The organism is Halorubrum sp. GN12_10-3_MGM (genome assembly GCF_005435235.1).
GTDB lineage: Archaea > Halobacteriota > Halobacteria > Halobacteriales > Haloferacaceae > Halorubrum > Halorubrum ezzemoulense.
Window position 1 is genome coordinate 19,061 of sequence record NZ_SGUB01000012.1, and the last position, 16,346, is coordinate 35,406.

The window sequence follows — 16,346 nt, forward strand, 5'->3', positions numbered from 1 at the left end:
AGCGCCGCCTGACAGCAGCTCCTGACAAGTCCGGCGCAGTGACAGGCGGCATACATCGCATGCCCTGTGGCGGACTCTCAAGTTGGGTTCCTGTCAGCGCTACCCCCCGTTCGAGTGCTTGCTGGCCTACAGTTGACCGGGTGATAGCTTGGACAGGCCTCGCCAATCCAGTTCTTGTGAGTAGCCGCTTCCGGACGCAGACGTGTCCAGTGTGTGAGACAGACGCCGCCGTGTCCGGACGCACGGCTCCGTTTGTCCGTACGCACCCCCGCCCGTTCTCGACCGCAGGACCAGCCGCTGGCGACAGATTGCCCCCCGTTCCCTACCGTAGGACCAACCGTATCCTGATGGAAGATCAGTTGTTCCCGACTGTAGGATCAGTCGTTTCCCACCGCAGGACTCACCGTTTCCCAATACAAGACTCACCGTTCTCCATCGCAGGACTCAGCGTTTTCCGCCACAGGACTCATTGGTTCCCACCGCAGAACTCAGCGTTTTCCGCCACAGGACATTCCGTTTCCCACCGCAGAACTCATTGGTTCCCACCGCAAGACCCTCCGTCCCCCCAACGCAGGACAAACGATCCCCCAACGCAGGACAAACGATCCCCCAACGCAGGACAAACGATCCCCCAACGCAGGACAAACGATCTCCCAACGCAAAACATCCTGTTTCCTACCGCAGGACAAACGATCCCCCAACGCAAAACATCCTGTTTCCTACCGCAGGACAAACGATCCCCCAACGCAAAACATCCTGTTTCCTACCGCAGGACAAACGATCCCCCAACGCAAAACATCCTGTTTCCTACCGCAGGACATCCCGTTCCTGAAAGAACAACGTCTCGTTTTCCAACACAGACCCCGTCATTGCCTCCCGTAGGAGACCCGCCTGCTCCGTTATTTCGTCCCGTAGGAGACCCGCTTGCTCCGTTTTTCCTCCCGTAGGAGACCCGCTTGCTCCGTTTTTCCTCCCGTAGGAGACCCGCTTGCTCCGTTTTTCCTCCCGTAGGAGACCCGCCTGCTCAATGAAGGAGTCTCATGTCTTCGCGACAGACCACCAGTTGCTACTCGGGACTGTCCGTCTACTCCCAGGCAATCGCCCTGCTTCCCGCCCTGGCATCGTCTGTTGGCTGCTACCGAATCGGAGGTCTCCTGAGAGGCGTGTATGATATAACGATATTACAGCCGTCTCATCAGCACTGTGGCGGGCCGCATCACTGCCGGCCCGGGGCTTCCAGTGTGCGTGGCCTTGGTGGGCTGACGACAAGGGGTGGGTTGCTGCTGAGCAGATCAGACCGGACCCATCCACGTGGGTTCGTCCTTGGTGTGGCTGCCCATATTGAGGCCGCGTCGAGTGGTTTCCCAGGTCTCGGTGCTCTGGTCGCTTGCCGATCTGTGTAGTGCATTGGATCGGGTGTCCGCCCCGGTCAGTGGTCGCTTGGGCCCCGGTGGATGGCACCGCCCTATGTTATTCACATGCTCTGTCGGATCCTCTGGGTAGCTCTTTTTTATTTTTATTATCAGTCGGTTTCCCAACAGAGTAACCCCGCTACGTCTTGCGATTATACTGCTTATTGTCCGTAATTTAGAACTTCAGCTAAGCGGTCTAAGTATAATCGTGTCGGTAATCGGGTGTGATGGCAACGCTACCGTATTTTTGTGAATTATTCTATTTAAATTTGAATGAGGGGCTCCGTTGAAATCCTCAGAAAGTGATACGTTCTACTCCGGTTCCGGTCAATACAGGTGACTCAGAAACCTATATCGGTCGTCACCGATTCTCGTCGATCCACTCGCAGAACGCTTCGAAATTCTCCGCACCGGCGTCGTCAGCAATATCATGGAGCGTTCCGATGCTGATTGAGTCGTGGGCCGGAACAATCACGGTACGCGTATCCGTGTTCTCATGGCTTTCTGGTGGGTCCCATCGAAGAATCAGGTGATCCCCTGTGGTACGGACGTGCTGAAATCCACCAACGTTCGTCAGCACTTTGTACACGTCTTCACCGGAAAAATCCCGCGTCACCATTGCTACTGTAAGACATCGGGGATCTCATCGCTCTGTGATTGAGCGACTTCAGGATCAACACCGAGGTCACGTATCTCCTCATCGGTTGGAGGCCGCCCGCCATCACCTTCTACCGCCTCAATGACGGCATCAAGATTGTCAAGTGCTACGTCCCGGCTTTTACCTTGAGCAGTCACACCGACACGGAGATCACGAGCCGTCCACTGGCCATCTGGGTTCTTCACTAAGCGGATTTCCCGTTCAGGAGGGTCCGAATTCCCAGAATCAGCTCGTGCCATACCTGCTGGTACTTCACCGAGACGCAAAACGCTTCGGGAGACCTACCGTCTCACACAGACCATTGATGCTCGATACGCACTCTTTGTCGACCGGTTGTTTCAGCCGAAATATGTCTGAATAATAGTATTTCAGCAGAGCCGAATGAGAATTTGGATTGCGGTACGTCAAGTGAACGCCTGTGGGCTCAGCCATCGAGATCTGATCCCGTCTAGTAGTTGGTGAACGCACCCCGGGGTCAAGCCCCGGGGCTTCCTGCTTCAACGACGCGCTTTGCATCCACGGCCTCTCGGTGAGGCGTGAACGTAGGGAGCGCAGTCTGCACAGGCGTTGATTCGGACTGTCCCAGTCCTAACTGCCGCAATCCACGAGTGAGAATATTCTTCGCCGCGTTCAAATCACGATCTTCCTTGTGTCCGCACGCAGGGCACGAATGCTCCCGCACCCAGATCGGCTTGGCCGTCTCGACGCCACAAACCGAACACTCTTTTGTCGTCCCGCGAGGTTCAACCGTTTCAACGTGTGTGCCGTGTAATTCACCTTTGTACTCTAACAGTTCGATGAACTGCGACCACGCCGCATCCTGTTTGCTTTTCGCATTTTGACTGGTTTCCAGCATCGGTTTCACGTCCAAATCCTCCACGGCCACCACATCGTACTTTTTCACGAGCCACGTCGTCAGCTTGTGCTGGAAATCTTCGACCTTCCGCTTGATTTTGCGTTTGGCTCGCGCCACCTGTTGGCGTTGTTTCTCCCAATTGTTAGAGCCGTGTTCTTTCCGAGCGAGTTTCCGCTGCTCGCGTGCGTACCGGTCGTACTCGTCCGACAGGTCAAGCGTAGCCACGGACAGATTTTTCGAGGTGTGGATGTAGTTGGTGATGCCGAGGTCAGCACCCACACAGTCTTCGGGTTTAACCTCACTCAGTGACGGTTTCTCTGGCGTGTCTTCCACGGTGGTGACGAGCGAGACGTACCACTCACCCGTTGATTCTTTTTTGAGGATGACCTCGTCAATCTCATCTTTGGATGGCACGTTGCGGTCTGCTCGGATATTGAACCAGCCGATCTTTTCGAGTCGGAGTCGCACGAATCGGTCGTCGCCCGTGTTGTGATCCACGTTCCAGCGACGGGGTTGATTGTACGACACTGACCGAAATTCGCCTTTGCCTTGCCACTGTAACCTTCCGACGTTGTAGCCGTTTTCTCGACGTTCTTGTAGTGTTTCCAGATCGCTGTGGATCTGAGTGATGGCTTGTTGTGCGGCGTGTCTGGAGGGTTCCGCGAAGGTCGGCCAGCGGTCTGCCCAAGCGGTGAGTTTGTTGTGTTGGTCGTAGTCTGATGGTCGGTCGTTGTAGTCGGAGTTGTAGTAGTCTCGGACAGTGTGGTTGCGGATCTGCCGGAGGATGTCGATGTGGTGCCACGCTTCGCTCTCCACGTCGTCAGGCAGGTACGCGCGAAAACGAAGCGTGTGTTTCACGGTTGGTTAGTCGAGTTTTTCGACGATGAGTTTCAGTTGGTCGCCTTCTTCCAGATCAAGACCGTCTCGGACTTCTTCTGGGATCGTGACAACACCCCGTTGTCGCAGTTTTGGATAGCATTCCATCTGTCCCATACTGAATTATACTGTCTTAAGCATAATAATGCTGTCGGCTTCAACCCCGGGGTCAAGCCCCGGGGCAGTCGCCTCGGCCGCCTGTACAAAAGTAGTTTGTACCCCCCGAGCGGGGTGGAGGGTATGATTGAGAGATTCCCTCCGGTGAACAAATGTCAGACAGCAACACAGCAACGGTCGACAGCGCTTCACAAACTGAATGTACAGCTCCACAAAGTACTGCGACTCCAACACAGCCAATGACGTCGTCAACTCGGTGTGAACAAGTTCTCGAGTTTACTGACCACGCAGGAACCCGCCATCGAGTGCGGTTCATTCCACAGTCGAATGACCACTGGCAGCGTGTCGAAGAGACCTGGAATGGCCAGACGTGGGTCCATGTGAGTCAAGAAACCGTCAGCGACCTCAACCAGTGGATGCGGCCCGTTCAAAAACCGAGGTGATTCGGGCGTTGTAAGCCTTCTACAACAGTATCTGCGCTCTGTAGTTAATCAACGCTCGCGTTGAAGTGGTGGTGTGAACCTGTCCTGAGAATCGACCTCAACAGGGCTCACTCAATCTGGAAGCCGCCTTCCTCTTCGGCGGCGCGCACGAGATCGCCGATACTATCGCTCGCCGTGAGCCCCTGGTTTGCGGCGAACCGCTTGATCACCACCGGCGGCAGGTTGACTGTCGTCTCGGAAGCCGCGAGCAGCAACCCGATCGCCTCCGGCGTCGGCGAGTTCGGCCCCGCATTGGAGGCGAACCACGAGATTAGCGTGTCGAACGTTGCCGTCACGTCGTTCGATACGGTCCGCTGGCGGGTGGTGTCACCGTTCGCATGGAGCGTTGCGTCAATGCCGTAGTCGAAGCCGTCGTCGTCGAAGGAGGTCGCCAGCCACCGGCTCACCGTCTGCCGGTCGACCGCGTTCGCGTCGGACGGAGACCGCTGACCGCCCGAACGCGACCGCGCGCGACCCTGACGCCCGACACCGCTTTCGCCGCTTGCGCGGTCCTGCCTCCCGGGCTGTCCTTGCTCGCCGCCACGCTGCCGTCCCCCCGATCGACCCCGCTCATCGGCCTGTCGCTGGTCGCGGTCCTCGACGCCGGGCCCGGCGGCGCTCGCCCGCGGGTCGTTGCCGGCCGGGCGGCGGTCGTCGGGGTTTGCGGGTTCCACGGCGGTGAACTCGCTCGAGTCGGCGGGAGGAGCGGCGTCGTTCGGCGGCGGCCGGCGGTCGTCCTGCGAGCGCCCGACGTTGGGGCGGCCGTTCGTCCCGACGACGTACCGACCCTCCTCGATCTCAACGACATTCTCGTCATCGGTGAAGTCGAGCTCGTCGGGGTCGGCGGGCGGCGCGTCCGGGTCGGCCGCGGGCGCGTCGTGGTCACTCATGCGTCATGGTATCGCGCGCCGTAAAATAGGTGTTGCGGGCGGATCGGCTCCGCCGAGGCGGTTAACTTGTAATTCGAGAGTCGTTAGAGCCGGACAGCTTCGCCGTTCTTGTTGAAGAGGTCAGGTGCACGGAGTTCGACGCTCGTCGTCGCGCCGGAGGGCGAGACAATATCGAGCGTGGCGGAGTCACTCTCACCGAACGCCTCGGAGTCGTCCGTGTCTCGTAAGGCTCCCACTTCAGGGTTGATCAGGATTGTGTAGTCTTTCCCTTCGTTGAGTACCGCCGAGGACCGGAAGTTGCCGTCCGAACCGACGGCGAACTCGTTCGATCCGAGGTCGGTAACCTTGTTGCTGAGGACTGCCGTCGCCTTGAGATCACTCGTTGGGCTGATTTCTATTCCGCTACCGCTACCAACAGTGAGCGTAGTAACAGTTCCAATGGTGTTACTGCCATCAGTCAGTTCGATATCAATGTCTTCGCTATCGAACTCGCCAGCGGTGGTGCCGCCGGAGGCGTCGATTTCCGTATTACCGCTAGCGGTGCCATCAATCGCAGTGATTGTCACCGAGCCACTAGTGATGTCATCAGCCGTTGCTGTCGTCGTGGTACCCGCACCCCCCGGATCGTAGGTAATCTTCACCTTTTGGGTGTCATCCGAGTCGTCGATTGATTCGATGTTGTCGTAATTAATATCCACAGTAAATTCGGTTGCCCCATTCGAAACAGGACCAACTGTGAGCGCAGTCCTCTCGACTGTTTGGGTAACCGTTTCTTGAAGAACGCTACTGTCGCCGTTGTCGTCATTAACAAGGTCGAAGGTGACTTTGTCGCCTTTGCTGGGGGATGCCGTGATTTTACCATCACCAGAGGAAGCAGCGCCAAACTCGATCGAGCTACTGTCGAGGTTGCCACCTGTCACTTGCGTCGTTTCCTGGATACTGCCGTCACCACCGGCATCGTACTCGACGACCAGCTTCTGGCTAGAGTTACCAGAATCGAACGCAGGAATATTAGTGTAACTAACGCCTACGTTGATAGTACCCGAACCGGAGGAAATTGACGGCACGGATAGTTGCGTCACTTCGCTCCCACCGGACGGGGTGCTCGTGAACACGAGGTTCTGTTGTCCGCCGGGGCCGACTGCTTGGATAGTCGTCTGTGTTAAGTCGATCTGGTCGGCGCCGGGAGCACCGGAGACGCCCAACCGAACTTCGTTTAACACACCGGTAGCCGGGTCACCGACGATTCCGACCTCACTCGTCACGTCAATCCGCTCAGAAACGAGGTCAGTACTCTCTTGGCCCGTTGCTTCTGCCTGGGTCTGGAGGAACCCGGCCGTGTTGATCAAGACACCGGCGGCGATCGCCGCCACCAGCACCATCGCGATGAACACGATGAGGGTCCCGATCCCCACCTGACCGCGCTCCTCGGGGTTGGTAATGAATTCGAACATTGTTATAGCCTCACTGAATCGCTAACGACGGTGCTGGGCACGCGGATTTCACTCGTCGTCGTTGCACCCGACGGCGTCGTGAACGTTACCGTTAACGAGTCGCCTTCTTCGAGAACGTAGGCGCTCTCACCAGCGTTGTTATCAACAAAGTTGCTGCCCGCGTCAAGCCCAATTGTCACTTGCGCGCGGTCACTGCTATCGGTGAAGACAACATTATTTTCTCCTTTGAACATGTCAATTCCGGTCCCATCAGAAGCGGTGCTGAGTGTGAATGACTCCTGTCCACTTTCACCGATGAGTTCGACTGAGGTCTCACTCAGGTCGACATTGGACGCGCCTGGCGACTGAGCGAGCACGAAGTCCAGTTCGACGATCTGTCCGTCTCCTTGATTATCGTCGAACGTTCCGGACTGACTCACGACTTGAAGCCGGTCACTCACCTGCTGTGTACTTTCCTGCCCCGTTGCCTCCGCCTGCGTCTGGAGGAACCCGGCCGTGTTGATCAGGACGCCAGCGGCGATCGCCGCCACCAGCACCATCGCGATGAACACGATGAGGGTCCCGATCCCCACTTGACCGCGCTCTTCCTCGTCCAGTATGGTTTCGAACATTGGTTGTGTTGCGTCGGCCCCCGGCCTGCCCGGCGGGCGTTATCGATAGCGAAGCGGATTTCCTACTTAAGATCACGTTCCCGGTTATCCGAGTTGATAAACACGTCACGTCGTGCGATTTTCGGGTTATTTTGAGTAGTTTAGTTACAGAATATATCAACGACTTCGGCGAGAGAGTATCAGATCTGGATCTGCGGCGCAGCGGCGGTACCGACTGGTCTCTATCACCAATCCGATGTGCGAACGAGCGGCGACCGCGTCGGGCGAGACGTGACAAGCGAGAAGGAGAGAATACCGAGTGTCAACGACGCCGTTCGAAAAAGCGATCCCCCAAAGGCCGTTTCAGCGCTCGTGCTCGGGGGCAGTCGTCTCGGGCGGCTCGCGCCGAGACGCCGAGTCGGTGCGGTCGCGGTCGGCGGAGACCAGTCGGTCGAGGCGGCGCTCGAACTCCGCGTCGGAGATCTCGCCCTCGACGTAGCGGTGTTTGAGGCGCTCGATCGGCGTCGCGGGCGCCTCGCGGTCGGCGTCCGCCGGCGAGATATCGCGCTCGGCGGCGATCCGGTCCGCCAGGTAGCCGCCGAGCGCGCCGCTGCCGACGACGTACGCCGCGCCGAACAGCGTGAGCGCGAGGACGCCGACGGTCGCCGCGGGCGACACCGCGGCGGCGACCCACACCGCAAAGAACGTCAGCGGCAGCGACAACAGCGCGACCAGCGCGCCCGTGGCGGCCCCGATCTTCGGGCCGCGGGGGCGCTCCGCGTCGTCGGTCCAACTCGCCACGCCGGCGCCGACCGCAGGCGCGACCAGCCCGACGACGGGCAGGACGCTCACGAGCACCGTGACCCCGGCGCCGACGCCGGCGCGCGCGGCGAGATCCGAGAGGCGCGCGACCGGCGAGCGACCCCCGCGGGCGTCGGCAGCCGTCATCGTCGACGCCCCGAGCCTCGGGGCGATTCACCGGGTCGGCGCCGCCGCGGAGCCGGTCGCGGGCTCGGGGTCGCGCCGCCGTTTCGACAGCGATCTGTCATCGAGATCGCTACGAACCGAGAACGCAAAAGGGCGTCGGGGGGCGGGGTACGCTTCCGGTTTCGCGGCGTTCGCTTAGGATCGATTCGGCGGCGACGCGGGGGGTTAGGGCTCGGACCCGACTGTCACCGATCGCGCAGACGCGACAGCTCCGACTCGGGGATCACGAACTCGCGCGTTCCCGGCTCGTACACCGCGAGGCTCCCGGCGACGAGCGCCATCGACGCCGCCAGCAGCCCGGTGTTGACGAGGAGGAGGGCCTCGGGGTCGGCGAATTCGGTCCGGAAGGCGGCCGCGGGCGTCGCGACCGCCGCGACGACGACGAGTCCGAAGCCGACCGCCAGGTACGCCATCGCCGTGCGGCCGGACGACCGATACGCCGCGACGGCGAACGCAACCAGCGTCGCGCTCGCGCCGGCCAGCACGGTGGTCGTCATCAGGTACAACCCCTCAATGAGCTCCATACCTCACCTGCTCGAATGCGGATTATAAACCCACGGGAGCGGGTATCAGCGGCGATAACACGGCAAACCGATTCGAGTCGCCGAACCGCCCGTGGTCCCGTACCGCACGCCGGATCGCGAGGGTTGCCGCCCGGGGCACTCACCGGTACCGTTATAAGAGATAAAAATCAATCCCGATAACGTGAATGGTGGGGGACAATCTGATCACCGTACTCGGTAACAAATACAACACGGACATCCTGACGGCGACGGGCGACGCGAAGTCGGCGCAGGATCTCAGCGACCAGCTGGACGTCCCGATCGCGACGTGTTACCGACGGATCAACGAGTTGGAGGAGGCCGATCTACTGGAGTTACACGACCGCCCGCTCTCGGACGAACACCGGCGCGTGAAGGTGTACCGTCGGAGGGTCGACGGGGTCGAGGTCGACTTCCGCGACGGACTCACCGTCGAGGTGGAGGAGCGGTCGGCGGTGAAGAACCGCCTCGACGACGTCTGGCGCGACCTCTCATCGCGAAAGTGATCAGCGTTGGGCGGCGGCGGCGGTCGGAAGACCGTCGATCGTGCCGCGATCGAAAGAGCGTCACCGGGTCGCGATCGACGCAGCCGCGCTGCGAGGGTTAGAACGAGGGCTGGTCGTCGGAGCCGCCCATCATCGAGAACCCGCCGGCGCGCTCATGGACCGTGATCCCACCCTGCCCAATCTCCATCGGGAAGATGTCGGTGTCAATGTCCTGTTTCCGCATCTTCGCCACCCAGACGTAGCGGTTGACCCCGGAGTCGGTCGGCGTCTGGATAAAGTAGATGTTCCCGTCCGTGAGGAAGTTCTCCAAGCTGACCTCCGTGTCGGGGAAGACGGCGCCCTGCTCGTTGATGAGCAGGGAGGTGAGCCCGTTCGCCTTGAGGATGTCCGAGAACTTCAGCAGGTAGGTGCGCTTCTCCTGTTCGGCGTCGAAGAACAACTGGAACATCGACAGCGAGTCGAGAACGAGCCGGTCGAAATCGCCGTCCTCGACCGTGTCGAGCAGGCGGTCGACCGCGGTCGAGAAGTCGGTCTCGCGTAACATCTCCCGCTTGTCGAGGATGACGATGTCGCCGTCGTCGACCATCTCGTCGAACCCCTCGAAGCCGACGGACGCGGCCGCGCCGCGGATGTCGGCCTCGTCCTCCTCGAAGGAGACGTAGACGCCGCGCTCGCCGTGTTCGGAGACGCCGTGATGGAGGTACTGGATGCCGAAGATGCTCTTGCCGGTGCCCGGGTTGCCGGAGACGAGGACCGTCGACCGCTCGGTGATGCCGCCGGTGAGAATGGAGTCGAGCCCCTCGACCCCGGTGGAGACGAGTTCTGACATTCGTCTCCTCTTTGACGGCCAGGGTATATAAAAGACGGTTGAGCACATCGGGCGAGCGAACGGCGACAGTTTTATCTCTCGACACGCCGCCCATTCGTGTATGCCCGGTGAAGCGTGTCCGGTCGCCCTGGGCGGTGATCGGCGGTGAGCGATCCGTCGGTGCTCGTCGTGGAGGACGAGCCAGACATCGCGGCGCTGTACGCCGGCTTCTTAGAGGAGCAGTACGCCGTCGACGTGGCGGAGACCGCCGCCGAGGCGATCGACCGCGTCGACGCCGCCGTCGACGTGGTGCTCCTCGACCGCCGCCTCCCCGACGGGAGCGGCGACGACGTCTTGGGACACATCCGCGAGGAGGGGTACGACTGTCGCGTGGCGATGGTCACCGCGGTCGAACCCGACTTCGACATCATCGACATGGGGTTCGACCTCTACCTCACCAAGCCGGTGAGCCGCTCGAAGCTGCTCGCAGCCATCGACACGCTACTGACGCGCAGCGAGTACGACGACCTCGTCCAGGAGGCCGCCGCGCTCGCCAGCAAACGCGCGGTTCTCAGCTCACAGAAACCGGCCGCACAGCGCGAGGAGAACGAGGCGTACGCCGAACTGGTCGACCGGTTGGAGGACTTAGACGCCGACATCGACGACCTCGGCGAGTCGCTGTCGACCGACGACTACCGCGCGATGTTCCGCGACCTCGGCGAGGCCTAACGCGACGCCGCTCCCTCGCTGCGATCGCTCGCGGCGCTCGTTCCGATCGCTTTTCTCGCCGTCACGGCTGTGCGTACTCCGGCGACGCCGACGGTACTGTAGCGGTTTCGGCCGAGGCCGCAGTTCAAGTTACTGCGGCCCTAACCCTGACCGTGACCAACGTTACCGAGCGACGGGAAACGCTTCTCGCCGCGGCGGCCGGCGCGGCCGCGATCGCCGGCTCGTACCTCGTCGCGGGGTGGACGCCGTCGTTCGTCGTCAGGCCGATCGACCAAACCGTCGTCAACCTGACTCCTGGACCGATCGTGACGGCGACGATCGAAACGCTCGGCGAGGCGGGCCACCTGATCCACATCGCGCTGGCGCTCGCGATCGCCGTCGGACTGTTCGGGACGGTCGCGTTCGCGGGCCTTCGGCTCGCCGTGCGCACCGATCGGCGAGCAGTCGGCGCCGCGATCGCGGGTGGGGGATCCTGGCTGCTTGCCGCCGGCTTGACGGGCGTCTCGACGGGTGCGCTGGGCGCGGCACTCCCCGCGGCGGTCGTCGTCGGGATCGGGTGGTTGCCGTCGTCCGCGACCCCGTCCGGAGGTGACACCGGCACAGTGAGGGGCTCGCCGGCGGTCGTCGACGCGGTGCGCCGCCGGACGCTCGGGGTCGTCGCCGGCGCGCTCGGGTTCGTCGCCGCGACCGTCGTCGGCCGGCGGGCGATCGCGTCGGCCGACGATCCCCTCCCCAACGCCCCGCGGTCGGAGGGCACAGCCGCGCGGCTCCGAGAACTCGACTCGGCGTCGCTGACGGTCGAAAGCGACGGGCTCCAGGAGATGGTGACGCCGATCGGCGAGTTCTACAACGTTGACATCGCGGAGTTCGACCCGGAGGTCACCGCCGAGGAGTGGTCGCTGACGTTCACCGGCGAGACCGGCTCCGGGCAGACGGTCGACTTCGACGAGCTGATCGAGCGCCCCGCCGAGAACCGCGCGGTGACGCTGCGGTGCGTCGGGGAGGACCTGAACGGGCGCCGAATCGGCACCGCCGTCTGGACGGGGACGCCGATCCGGCCGCTGCTCGAATCCGTGGACCCCCAGGGCGACTGTAACTGCGCCATGCTGCGCGGCGAGGACGGGTACTACGTTCAGTTCCCAGTGGACATACTCGCCGAGGGGTTCCTCGCGTGGGGGATGAACGGCAAGGAGCTCCCGACGAACCACGGCCACCCGGTCCGGACGCTGATCCCGGGCCACTGGGGCGAAACGAACGTGAAATGGCTCTCGGAAATCGAACTGCTGAACGTCGAGGACGACGGCTACTGGGAAGAGCGCGGCTGGGAGGGGACCGGCGAGGTGACCACCGTGGCCAAGCTCTGGGACGAGGGGATCACGGAACTCGGCGACGGCCGGATCGAACTGGCCGGCCACGCCTACGCCGGGACGCCCGGCGTCAAGCGCGTCGAGGTGTCGACCGACGGTGGCGACTCGTGGACCGACGCCGAGCTCTCCGACGCGCTGCCCGACGCGGACGTCTGGCGGCAGTGGCGCCACGCCTTCGAGCCCGCCGGGGAACACGAGGTCGTCGTCCGCGCGGTCGACGGCGAGGGGACGCGCCAGACCAGCGAGGCGTCCGGCCCGGTCCCGAGCGGCGCGTCGGGCTGGGTCCGCCGGACGGTCGGCGAGTGAACGGTCGGCGAGTGGGCGGGCGGGGAGCCGACGGCGTTCACGAGAGCTGTTCACCGACGATCCGGTCCGCCTCGGCGAGGAACGCGTCGCGCTCGCCGATCGGGATGGTCGCGCCCGCGGCCACGTCGTGGCCGCCGCCGTCGCCGCCGACCGATCGGCTCGCCTCGCGCATCACCGTCGAGAGGTCGAGCCCCCGCCGGACGAGCGCGTGCGAGCCGCGCGAGGAGACCTTCAGTTCCTCGGCGCTCTCCTCGGCGAAGGCGATCACCGGCTTCGACCGGTCGACCGCGGGGGAGCCGACCGCCATCCCGGCGACGATACCGACGATCGTCTCGCGGATGCGGGAGCCGGCGTCGAACCACTGGAGGTGGTCCTCGTGGGTGACGCCCTCGGTTTTGACCCACTGGAGGCCCTCAGAGAGGTTCCGCCGGTGCGTGCGCAGCAGCCGGCGCGCCTCCGCGAGCGCGTCGCCGCGGTCGCCGAGACACACCGCGAGGCCGACGTCGCCGCGCTCGTAGCGGGCGGTCGCGTTGAGCAGCGTCGAGAACTCACTGACATCTCGCAGCTCCGTTCCGGGCTCCTCGTCGACCAGCGTGTAGGAGGTCCCGACGAGCGCCTCGATCCGCTCGGACGGGACGCCCGAGACGACCGCGCGGCGCATCAGCGCGGAGGCGAGCCGCTGGCGCTCTTCCGCGTCGAGGTCTACCCAGCGGCGCCACTCCCCGTCGCGTTTCACGTCGACGTCGAGGTCGGTGAGGAAGGAGATGGCCCCCGCCTCGTCGTTCGAGATCCCCGGGATGTCCACGTCGGAGGCGTACTCCAGCAGCTTCGGGAGCGGGCGGGTCTGTCTGCCGTACAGGTCGAGGTCGGTCTGCGCGTTGAGGACGCCGGCGTCGACGCCGTCAGCGACGATCGACTCGTTGGCGCCGACGAGCCCGTCCGCCGAGTCCTGCATGTCGCCGACCGCGCCGACGACGGCGAGCCCGGCGAGGTCGCGGTTGTCGCCGTCGGGCCCCTCCAGCGCGCGGGCGAGAAGGTAGCTCGCGCCGGCACCCGACAGCTCGCTCGCGCCGTCGATCCCCTCCAAGAGGGGGTTGAGGTGGTACCGCGTGTCGCGGTCGGCGGGCTGGTGGTGGTCAGCGATGACGGGGACGAAGTCGCCGCGGTCCTCGTGGTCGGCGATGGCGTCGAGCTGGCCGGAGCCGAAGTCGGTGAACAGCACCACGTCGAACTCGCGGGCGGCGATCCCGGCGATCGAGTCGGCGTCGAGCTGCTTCTCGAAGACGACCTCGTGGTCGATCCCCGCCCGGGCGAGCCCGGTGGACGCGACCGCGGCGCTCGTGATCCCGTCGGCGTCGATGTGGGACGCGAGCAGCACCCTGTCGGCCTCGCGCAGGCGGTCGGCGCAGTCGGTCGCGCGGTCGGCGAGGTCGGGAACGGGGGCGGCGACTGCCATTACCTCTTGTTGGCTCGCGACCGTGGATAAACTCACGCTTCGTCGCGGCGGTCGACGACGCGCTCAACCCGCGCGTCCCGGCTCGAACGGCCGATCTCGACGGCGTATTCGCCGGGGTCGACCCGCCACCCTGACTCCCCGTACCGCGCGAACGCGCGCTCGTCGAGCACGATTTCGACGGTACGTACCTCACCCGCCGGGACAGCGACGCTCGCGAACCCCGCGAGCTCCCGGACCGGGCGGTCGACCCCGTCCACGGCCGGCGGGCGAACGTACGCCTGGACGACCTCGCGGCCGTCGCGGTCGGAGACGTTCGCGACGGTGACGGTCGCCCGACGCTCGGCGTCGGCCGCCGGCGCCGCCTCGACGCTCGCGTCGCGGTACTCGAAGGTCGCGTACGAATGGCCGTGGCCGAACGGGTAGGTCGGTTCGGCGTCGCCTGCGCCCGCGGCGCGGTCGTCGTCCGCGTCGAACCAGCGGTAGCCGACGAACACCCCCTCGTCATGGCTCACTTCGCCATCGACGCCGGGGAAGCGGCGCTCGTCGACCGCGGTCGGGTATGCCCCCTCAGGGGCGAACGTCACCGGTAACCGTCCGCCGGGGTCGGCGTCGCCGTAGCAGACGCTCGCGACGGCGTCGCCGTGCGCCTGTCCCGGGTACCAGTTCACCAGGACCGCGTCGACGGCGTCGCGCCAGGGCAGCTCGACCGGACCGCTGGCGTTGACGACGACGACGGTCCGGGTCGCGGCGGCCGCGGTCCGCTCGACGAGTTCGTCCTGTCGACCGGGGAGCCGGAGCGATTCGCGGTCCATCGCCTCGGTGGCGGCGTCGCGCACGAAGACCACCGCGGCGTCGGCGTCGCCCGCGGCGTCGACCGCGCCGTCGACGTCGGGATCGCGCGCGTCCCCGTCGGTCCCGTCGTCGCCCGCGAGGAGGTCGAACATCGAGACGCCCTCGACTCGCGGGAGCCCGTAGCGAACGGTCACGTCGCCCGCGGCGCGGGACTCGAACCCCTCGACCGGCGCCGTGGAGACGACCGGCGTCGTCTCCGAGGAGCCGCCGCCGCCGAGGACCGCCTCGTCGACGTTCGGGCCGATCACGGCGACATCGGCATCGTCGTCGAGAGGGAGCGCCCCGCCGTCGTTCTTCAGCAGGACGGTCCCTCGCGCGGCGACCTCGCGGGCGTGCTCGCGGTGGGCCGGCGTGTCGACGGCGCCGTCGGCGCGCTCGTCTACGTCACGTAAGAGCCCGACGCCGTCCATTGCGCGGAGGACCCGGACGACCATGTCGTTGAGGCGTGACTCGGGGACGTCGCCGTCTCGCACCGCGTTGGCGAGCGTCTCGGCGAACCCCTCGCAGGTCCGCGGATCGGGCATGCCGCGAGCGATCGATTCGGGGAGGTCGTCGAAGCCGCCGCCGTCGGACTCGTCGCCCTTATCTTCCGTCCCGTCGTGGAGCGCCTCGGGCGAGGTGCCCGGCATCTCCACGTCGAGGCCCGCGTTGGCCGTGGCCGCCGCGCCCTCCGTTCCGTACCAATCGGAGACAATGAACCCGTCGAACCCCCACTTGCCTTTCAGCACCCCGGTTACGAGCTCGCGGTGGTCACTCATCCGGACGCCGTCGACGCCGTTGTAGGCGGTCATCACCGATCCCGCGCCCGCCTCGACGGCGTCGCGGAACGAGGGGAGATAACACTCCCGGAGCGCGCGCTCGCCGATCTCGGCACTGACCGACGCGCGATGCGTCTCCTGACTGTTCGCGACGTAGTGTTTGGGGGTGGCAATGACGTCCGCCGACTGGATCCCCGCGACCACCCGCGCGCCCATCGTCGCGGAGAGGACCGGGTCCTCGGAGAGGTACTCGAAGTTCCGGCCGTTGTGCGGGACGCGGATCAGGTTGACGCCGGGCGCGAGCAGGGCGTCCTGTCCCGCGCCGCGCGTCTCCCGGCCGAGCGCCGCGCCGTGCTCGCGCGCGAGAGCCGAGTCAAAGGTCGCGGCGAGCGCCACCGGCGCGGGGAACGCGGTCGCCGACTCGCCGGGGACCCGGACACCGAGCGGCCCGTCGACCAGCCGGAGCGGGGGGATGTTGAGGCGCTCGACGCCCGGGACGTAGCCCGTCGCCCGACCCTCAGGGTCGACGGCCCCGTGGACGAGTCGGACCTTCTCCGTCAGCGTGAGGTCGGCGACGAGGTCGGCAGGTGTGGGTGTTTCAGTCATACCCGAATCCTCGTGAGACTGCCGGAAACCGTTTCGGGGGGCGTTCTCCAAGCGGCGTCGCAGTAGCGACGGGTTCGGTCTCGAGCCGCGGCGC

14 protein-coding genes and 1 pseudogene are annotated in these 16,346 nt (G+C 64.3%); 3 read left to right on the top strand and 12 right to left on the bottom strand.

Annotation, left to right across the window (positions count from 1 at the left end; genetic code table 11):
• Positions 1 to 1,773 precede the first annotated feature (1,773 nt).
• The 9 genes and pseudogenes from EXE47_RS10395 to EXE47_RS10435 all read right to left on the bottom strand — a co-directional run bounded on the left by EXE47_RS10395 (position 1,774) and on the right by EXE47_RS10435 (position 8,846).
• On the bottom strand, positions 1,774 to 2,031 hold the full coding sequence (locus EXE47_RS10395; protein ID WP_049933484.1) for a type II toxin-antitoxin system HicA family toxin: 258 nt from the start codon (positions 2,029 to 2,031) through the stop codon (positions 1,774 to 1,776).
• 2 nt (positions 2,032 to 2,033) lie between these two features.
• A complete protein-coding gene (locus tag EXE47_RS10400) occupies positions 2,034 to 2,309 on the bottom strand; it encodes a HicB family protein (RefSeq protein WP_080508760.1) in 276 nt (91 codons plus the stop codon).
• 236 nt (positions 2,310 to 2,545) lie between these two features.
• The gene (locus EXE47_RS10405; protein ID WP_089308421.1) at positions 2,546 to 3,784 is read right to left on the bottom strand and encodes an RNA-guided endonuclease TnpB family protein; all 1,239 of its coding nucleotides are present in this window, start codon (positions 3,782 to 3,784) and stop codon (positions 2,546 to 2,548) included.
• Positions 3,785 to 3,790: 6 nt separating this feature from the next.
• Positions 3,791 to 3,919, bottom strand: coding sequence for an AbrB/MazE/SpoVT family DNA-binding domain-containing protein (locus tag EXE47_RS10410; protein WP_080508704.1), 129 nt, complete (start codon positions 3,917 to 3,919; stop codon positions 3,791 to 3,793).
• A 550-nt stretch (positions 3,920 to 4,469) separates the two neighbouring features.
• On the bottom strand, positions 4,470 to 5,291 hold the full coding sequence (locus EXE47_RS10415) for a hypothetical protein (RefSeq protein ID WP_089308422.1): 822 nt from the start codon (positions 5,289 to 5,291) through the stop codon (positions 4,470 to 4,472).
• A 779-nt stretch (positions 5,292 to 6,070) separates the two neighbouring features.
• Positions 6,071 to 6,745, bottom strand: a pseudogene (locus tag EXE47_RS19200) (archaellin/type IV pilin N-terminal domain-containing protein); the annotation flags it as partial.
• 2 nt (positions 6,746 to 6,747) lie between these two features.
• Positions 6,748 to 7,356 carry an archaellin/type IV pilin N-terminal domain-containing protein gene (locus EXE47_RS10425; protein WP_089308423.1) on the bottom strand — a complete coding sequence of 203 codons (609 nt, stop codon included), beginning with the start codon at positions 7,354 to 7,356 and terminating at the stop codon, positions 6,748 to 6,750.
• A gap of 342 nt (positions 7,357 to 7,698) precedes the next feature.
• The gene (locus tag EXE47_RS10430) at positions 7,699 to 8,283 is read right to left on the bottom strand and encodes an SHOCT domain-containing protein (protein WP_089308424.1); all 585 of its coding nucleotides are present in this window, start codon (positions 8,281 to 8,283) and stop codon (positions 7,699 to 7,701) included.
• A 224-nt stretch (positions 8,284 to 8,507) separates the two neighbouring features.
• Positions 8,508 to 8,846 (bottom strand): hypothetical protein, encoded by a 339-nt coding sequence (locus EXE47_RS10435; protein ID WP_049932656.1) that lies wholly within the window; start codon positions 8,844 to 8,846, stop codon positions 8,508 to 8,510.
• Between the two features lie 185 nt (positions 8,847 to 9,031).
• On the opposite strand from EXE47_RS10435, the gene EXE47_RS10440 reads away from it, so the two are divergent.
• Positions 9,032 to 9,370 carry a helix-turn-helix domain-containing protein gene (locus EXE47_RS10440; RefSeq protein ID WP_049932657.1) on the top strand — a complete coding sequence of 113 codons (339 nt, stop codon included), beginning with the start codon at positions 9,032 to 9,034 and terminating at the stop codon, positions 9,368 to 9,370.
• A 97-nt stretch (positions 9,371 to 9,467) separates the two neighbouring features.
• Here EXE47_RS10440 and EXE47_RS10445 read toward each other — a convergent pair whose 3' ends face one another.
• Positions 9,468 to 10,199, bottom strand: coding sequence for an ATPase domain-containing protein (locus EXE47_RS10445; protein ID WP_094579684.1), 732 nt, complete (start codon positions 10,197 to 10,199; stop codon positions 9,468 to 9,470).
• 144 nt (positions 10,200 to 10,343) lie between these two features.
• On the opposite strand from EXE47_RS10445, the gene EXE47_RS10450 reads away from it, so the two are divergent.
• A complete protein-coding gene (locus EXE47_RS10450; RefSeq protein WP_089308426.1) occupies positions 10,344 to 10,907 on the top strand; it encodes a HalX domain-containing protein in 564 nt (187 codons plus the stop codon).
• A 152-nt stretch (positions 10,908 to 11,059) separates the two neighbouring features.
• Positions 11,060 to 12,580, top strand: coding sequence for a molybdopterin-dependent oxidoreductase (locus EXE47_RS10455; protein ID WP_089308427.1), 1,521 nt, complete (start codon positions 11,060 to 11,062; stop codon positions 12,578 to 12,580).
• 37 nt (positions 12,581 to 12,617) lie between these two features.
• Here EXE47_RS10455 and EXE47_RS10460 read toward each other — a convergent pair whose 3' ends face one another.
• Both EXE47_RS10460 and EXE47_RS10465 read right to left on the bottom strand, forming a co-directional pair.
• Entirely contained in the window at positions 12,618 to 14,036 is a 1,419-nt protein-coding gene (locus tag EXE47_RS10460; protein WP_089308428.1) for a DHH family phosphoesterase, read from the bottom strand.
• Positions 14,037 to 14,068: 32 nt separating this feature from the next.
• Positions 14,069 to 16,252: a glycoside hydrolase family 3 C-terminal domain-containing protein gene (locus EXE47_RS10465; RefSeq protein ID WP_089308429.1), complete on the bottom strand. Its 2,184-nt coding sequence runs from the start codon at positions 16,250 to 16,252 to the stop codon at positions 14,069 to 14,071.
• Between the last annotated feature and the right edge of the window lie 94 nt (positions 16,253 to 16,346).

Excerpts from the sequence above, each read along its gene's own strand:
- EXE47_RS10395 (WP_049933484.1), bottom strand. The coding sequence starts at position 2,031 with ATGGTGACGCGGGATTTTTCCGGTGAAGACGTGTACAAAGTGCTGACG.
- EXE47_RS10400 (WP_080508760.1), bottom strand. The coding sequence starts at position 2,309 with ATGGCACGAGCTGATTCTGGGAATTCGGACCCTCCTGAACGGGAAATC.
- EXE47_RS10410 (WP_080508704.1), bottom strand. The coding sequence starts at position 3,919 with ATGGGACAGATGGAATGCTATCCAAAACTGCGACAACGGGGTGTTGTC.
- EXE47_RS10415 (WP_089308422.1), bottom strand. The coding sequence starts at position 5,291 with ATGAGTGACCACGACGCGCCCGCGGCCGACCCGGACGCGCCGCCCGCC.
- EXE47_RS10425 (WP_089308423.1), bottom strand. The coding sequence starts at position 7,356 with ATGTTCGAAACCATACTGGACGAGGAAGAGCGCGGTCAAGTGGGGATC.
- EXE47_RS10430 (WP_089308424.1), bottom strand. The coding sequence starts at position 8,283 with ATGACGGCTGCCGACGCCCGCGGGGGTCGCTCGCCGGTCGCGCGCCTC.
- EXE47_RS10435 (WP_049932656.1), bottom strand. The coding sequence starts at position 8,846 with ATGGAGCTCATTGAGGGGTTGTACCTGATGACGACCACCGTGCTGGCC.
- EXE47_RS10440 (WP_049932657.1), top strand. The coding sequence starts at position 9,032 with ATGGTGGGGGACAATCTGATCACCGTACTCGGTAACAAATACAACACG.
- EXE47_RS10445 (WP_094579684.1), bottom strand. The coding sequence starts at position 10,199 with ATGTCAGAACTCGTCTCCACCGGGGTCGAGGGGCTCGACTCCATTCTC.
- EXE47_RS10460 (WP_089308428.1), bottom strand. The coding sequence starts at position 14,036 with ATGGCAGTCGCCGCCCCCGTTCCCGACCTCGCCGACCGCGCGACCGAC.
- EXE47_RS10465 (WP_089308429.1), bottom strand. The coding sequence starts at position 16,252 with ATGACTGAAACACCCACACCTGCCGACCTCGTCGCCGACCTCACGCTG.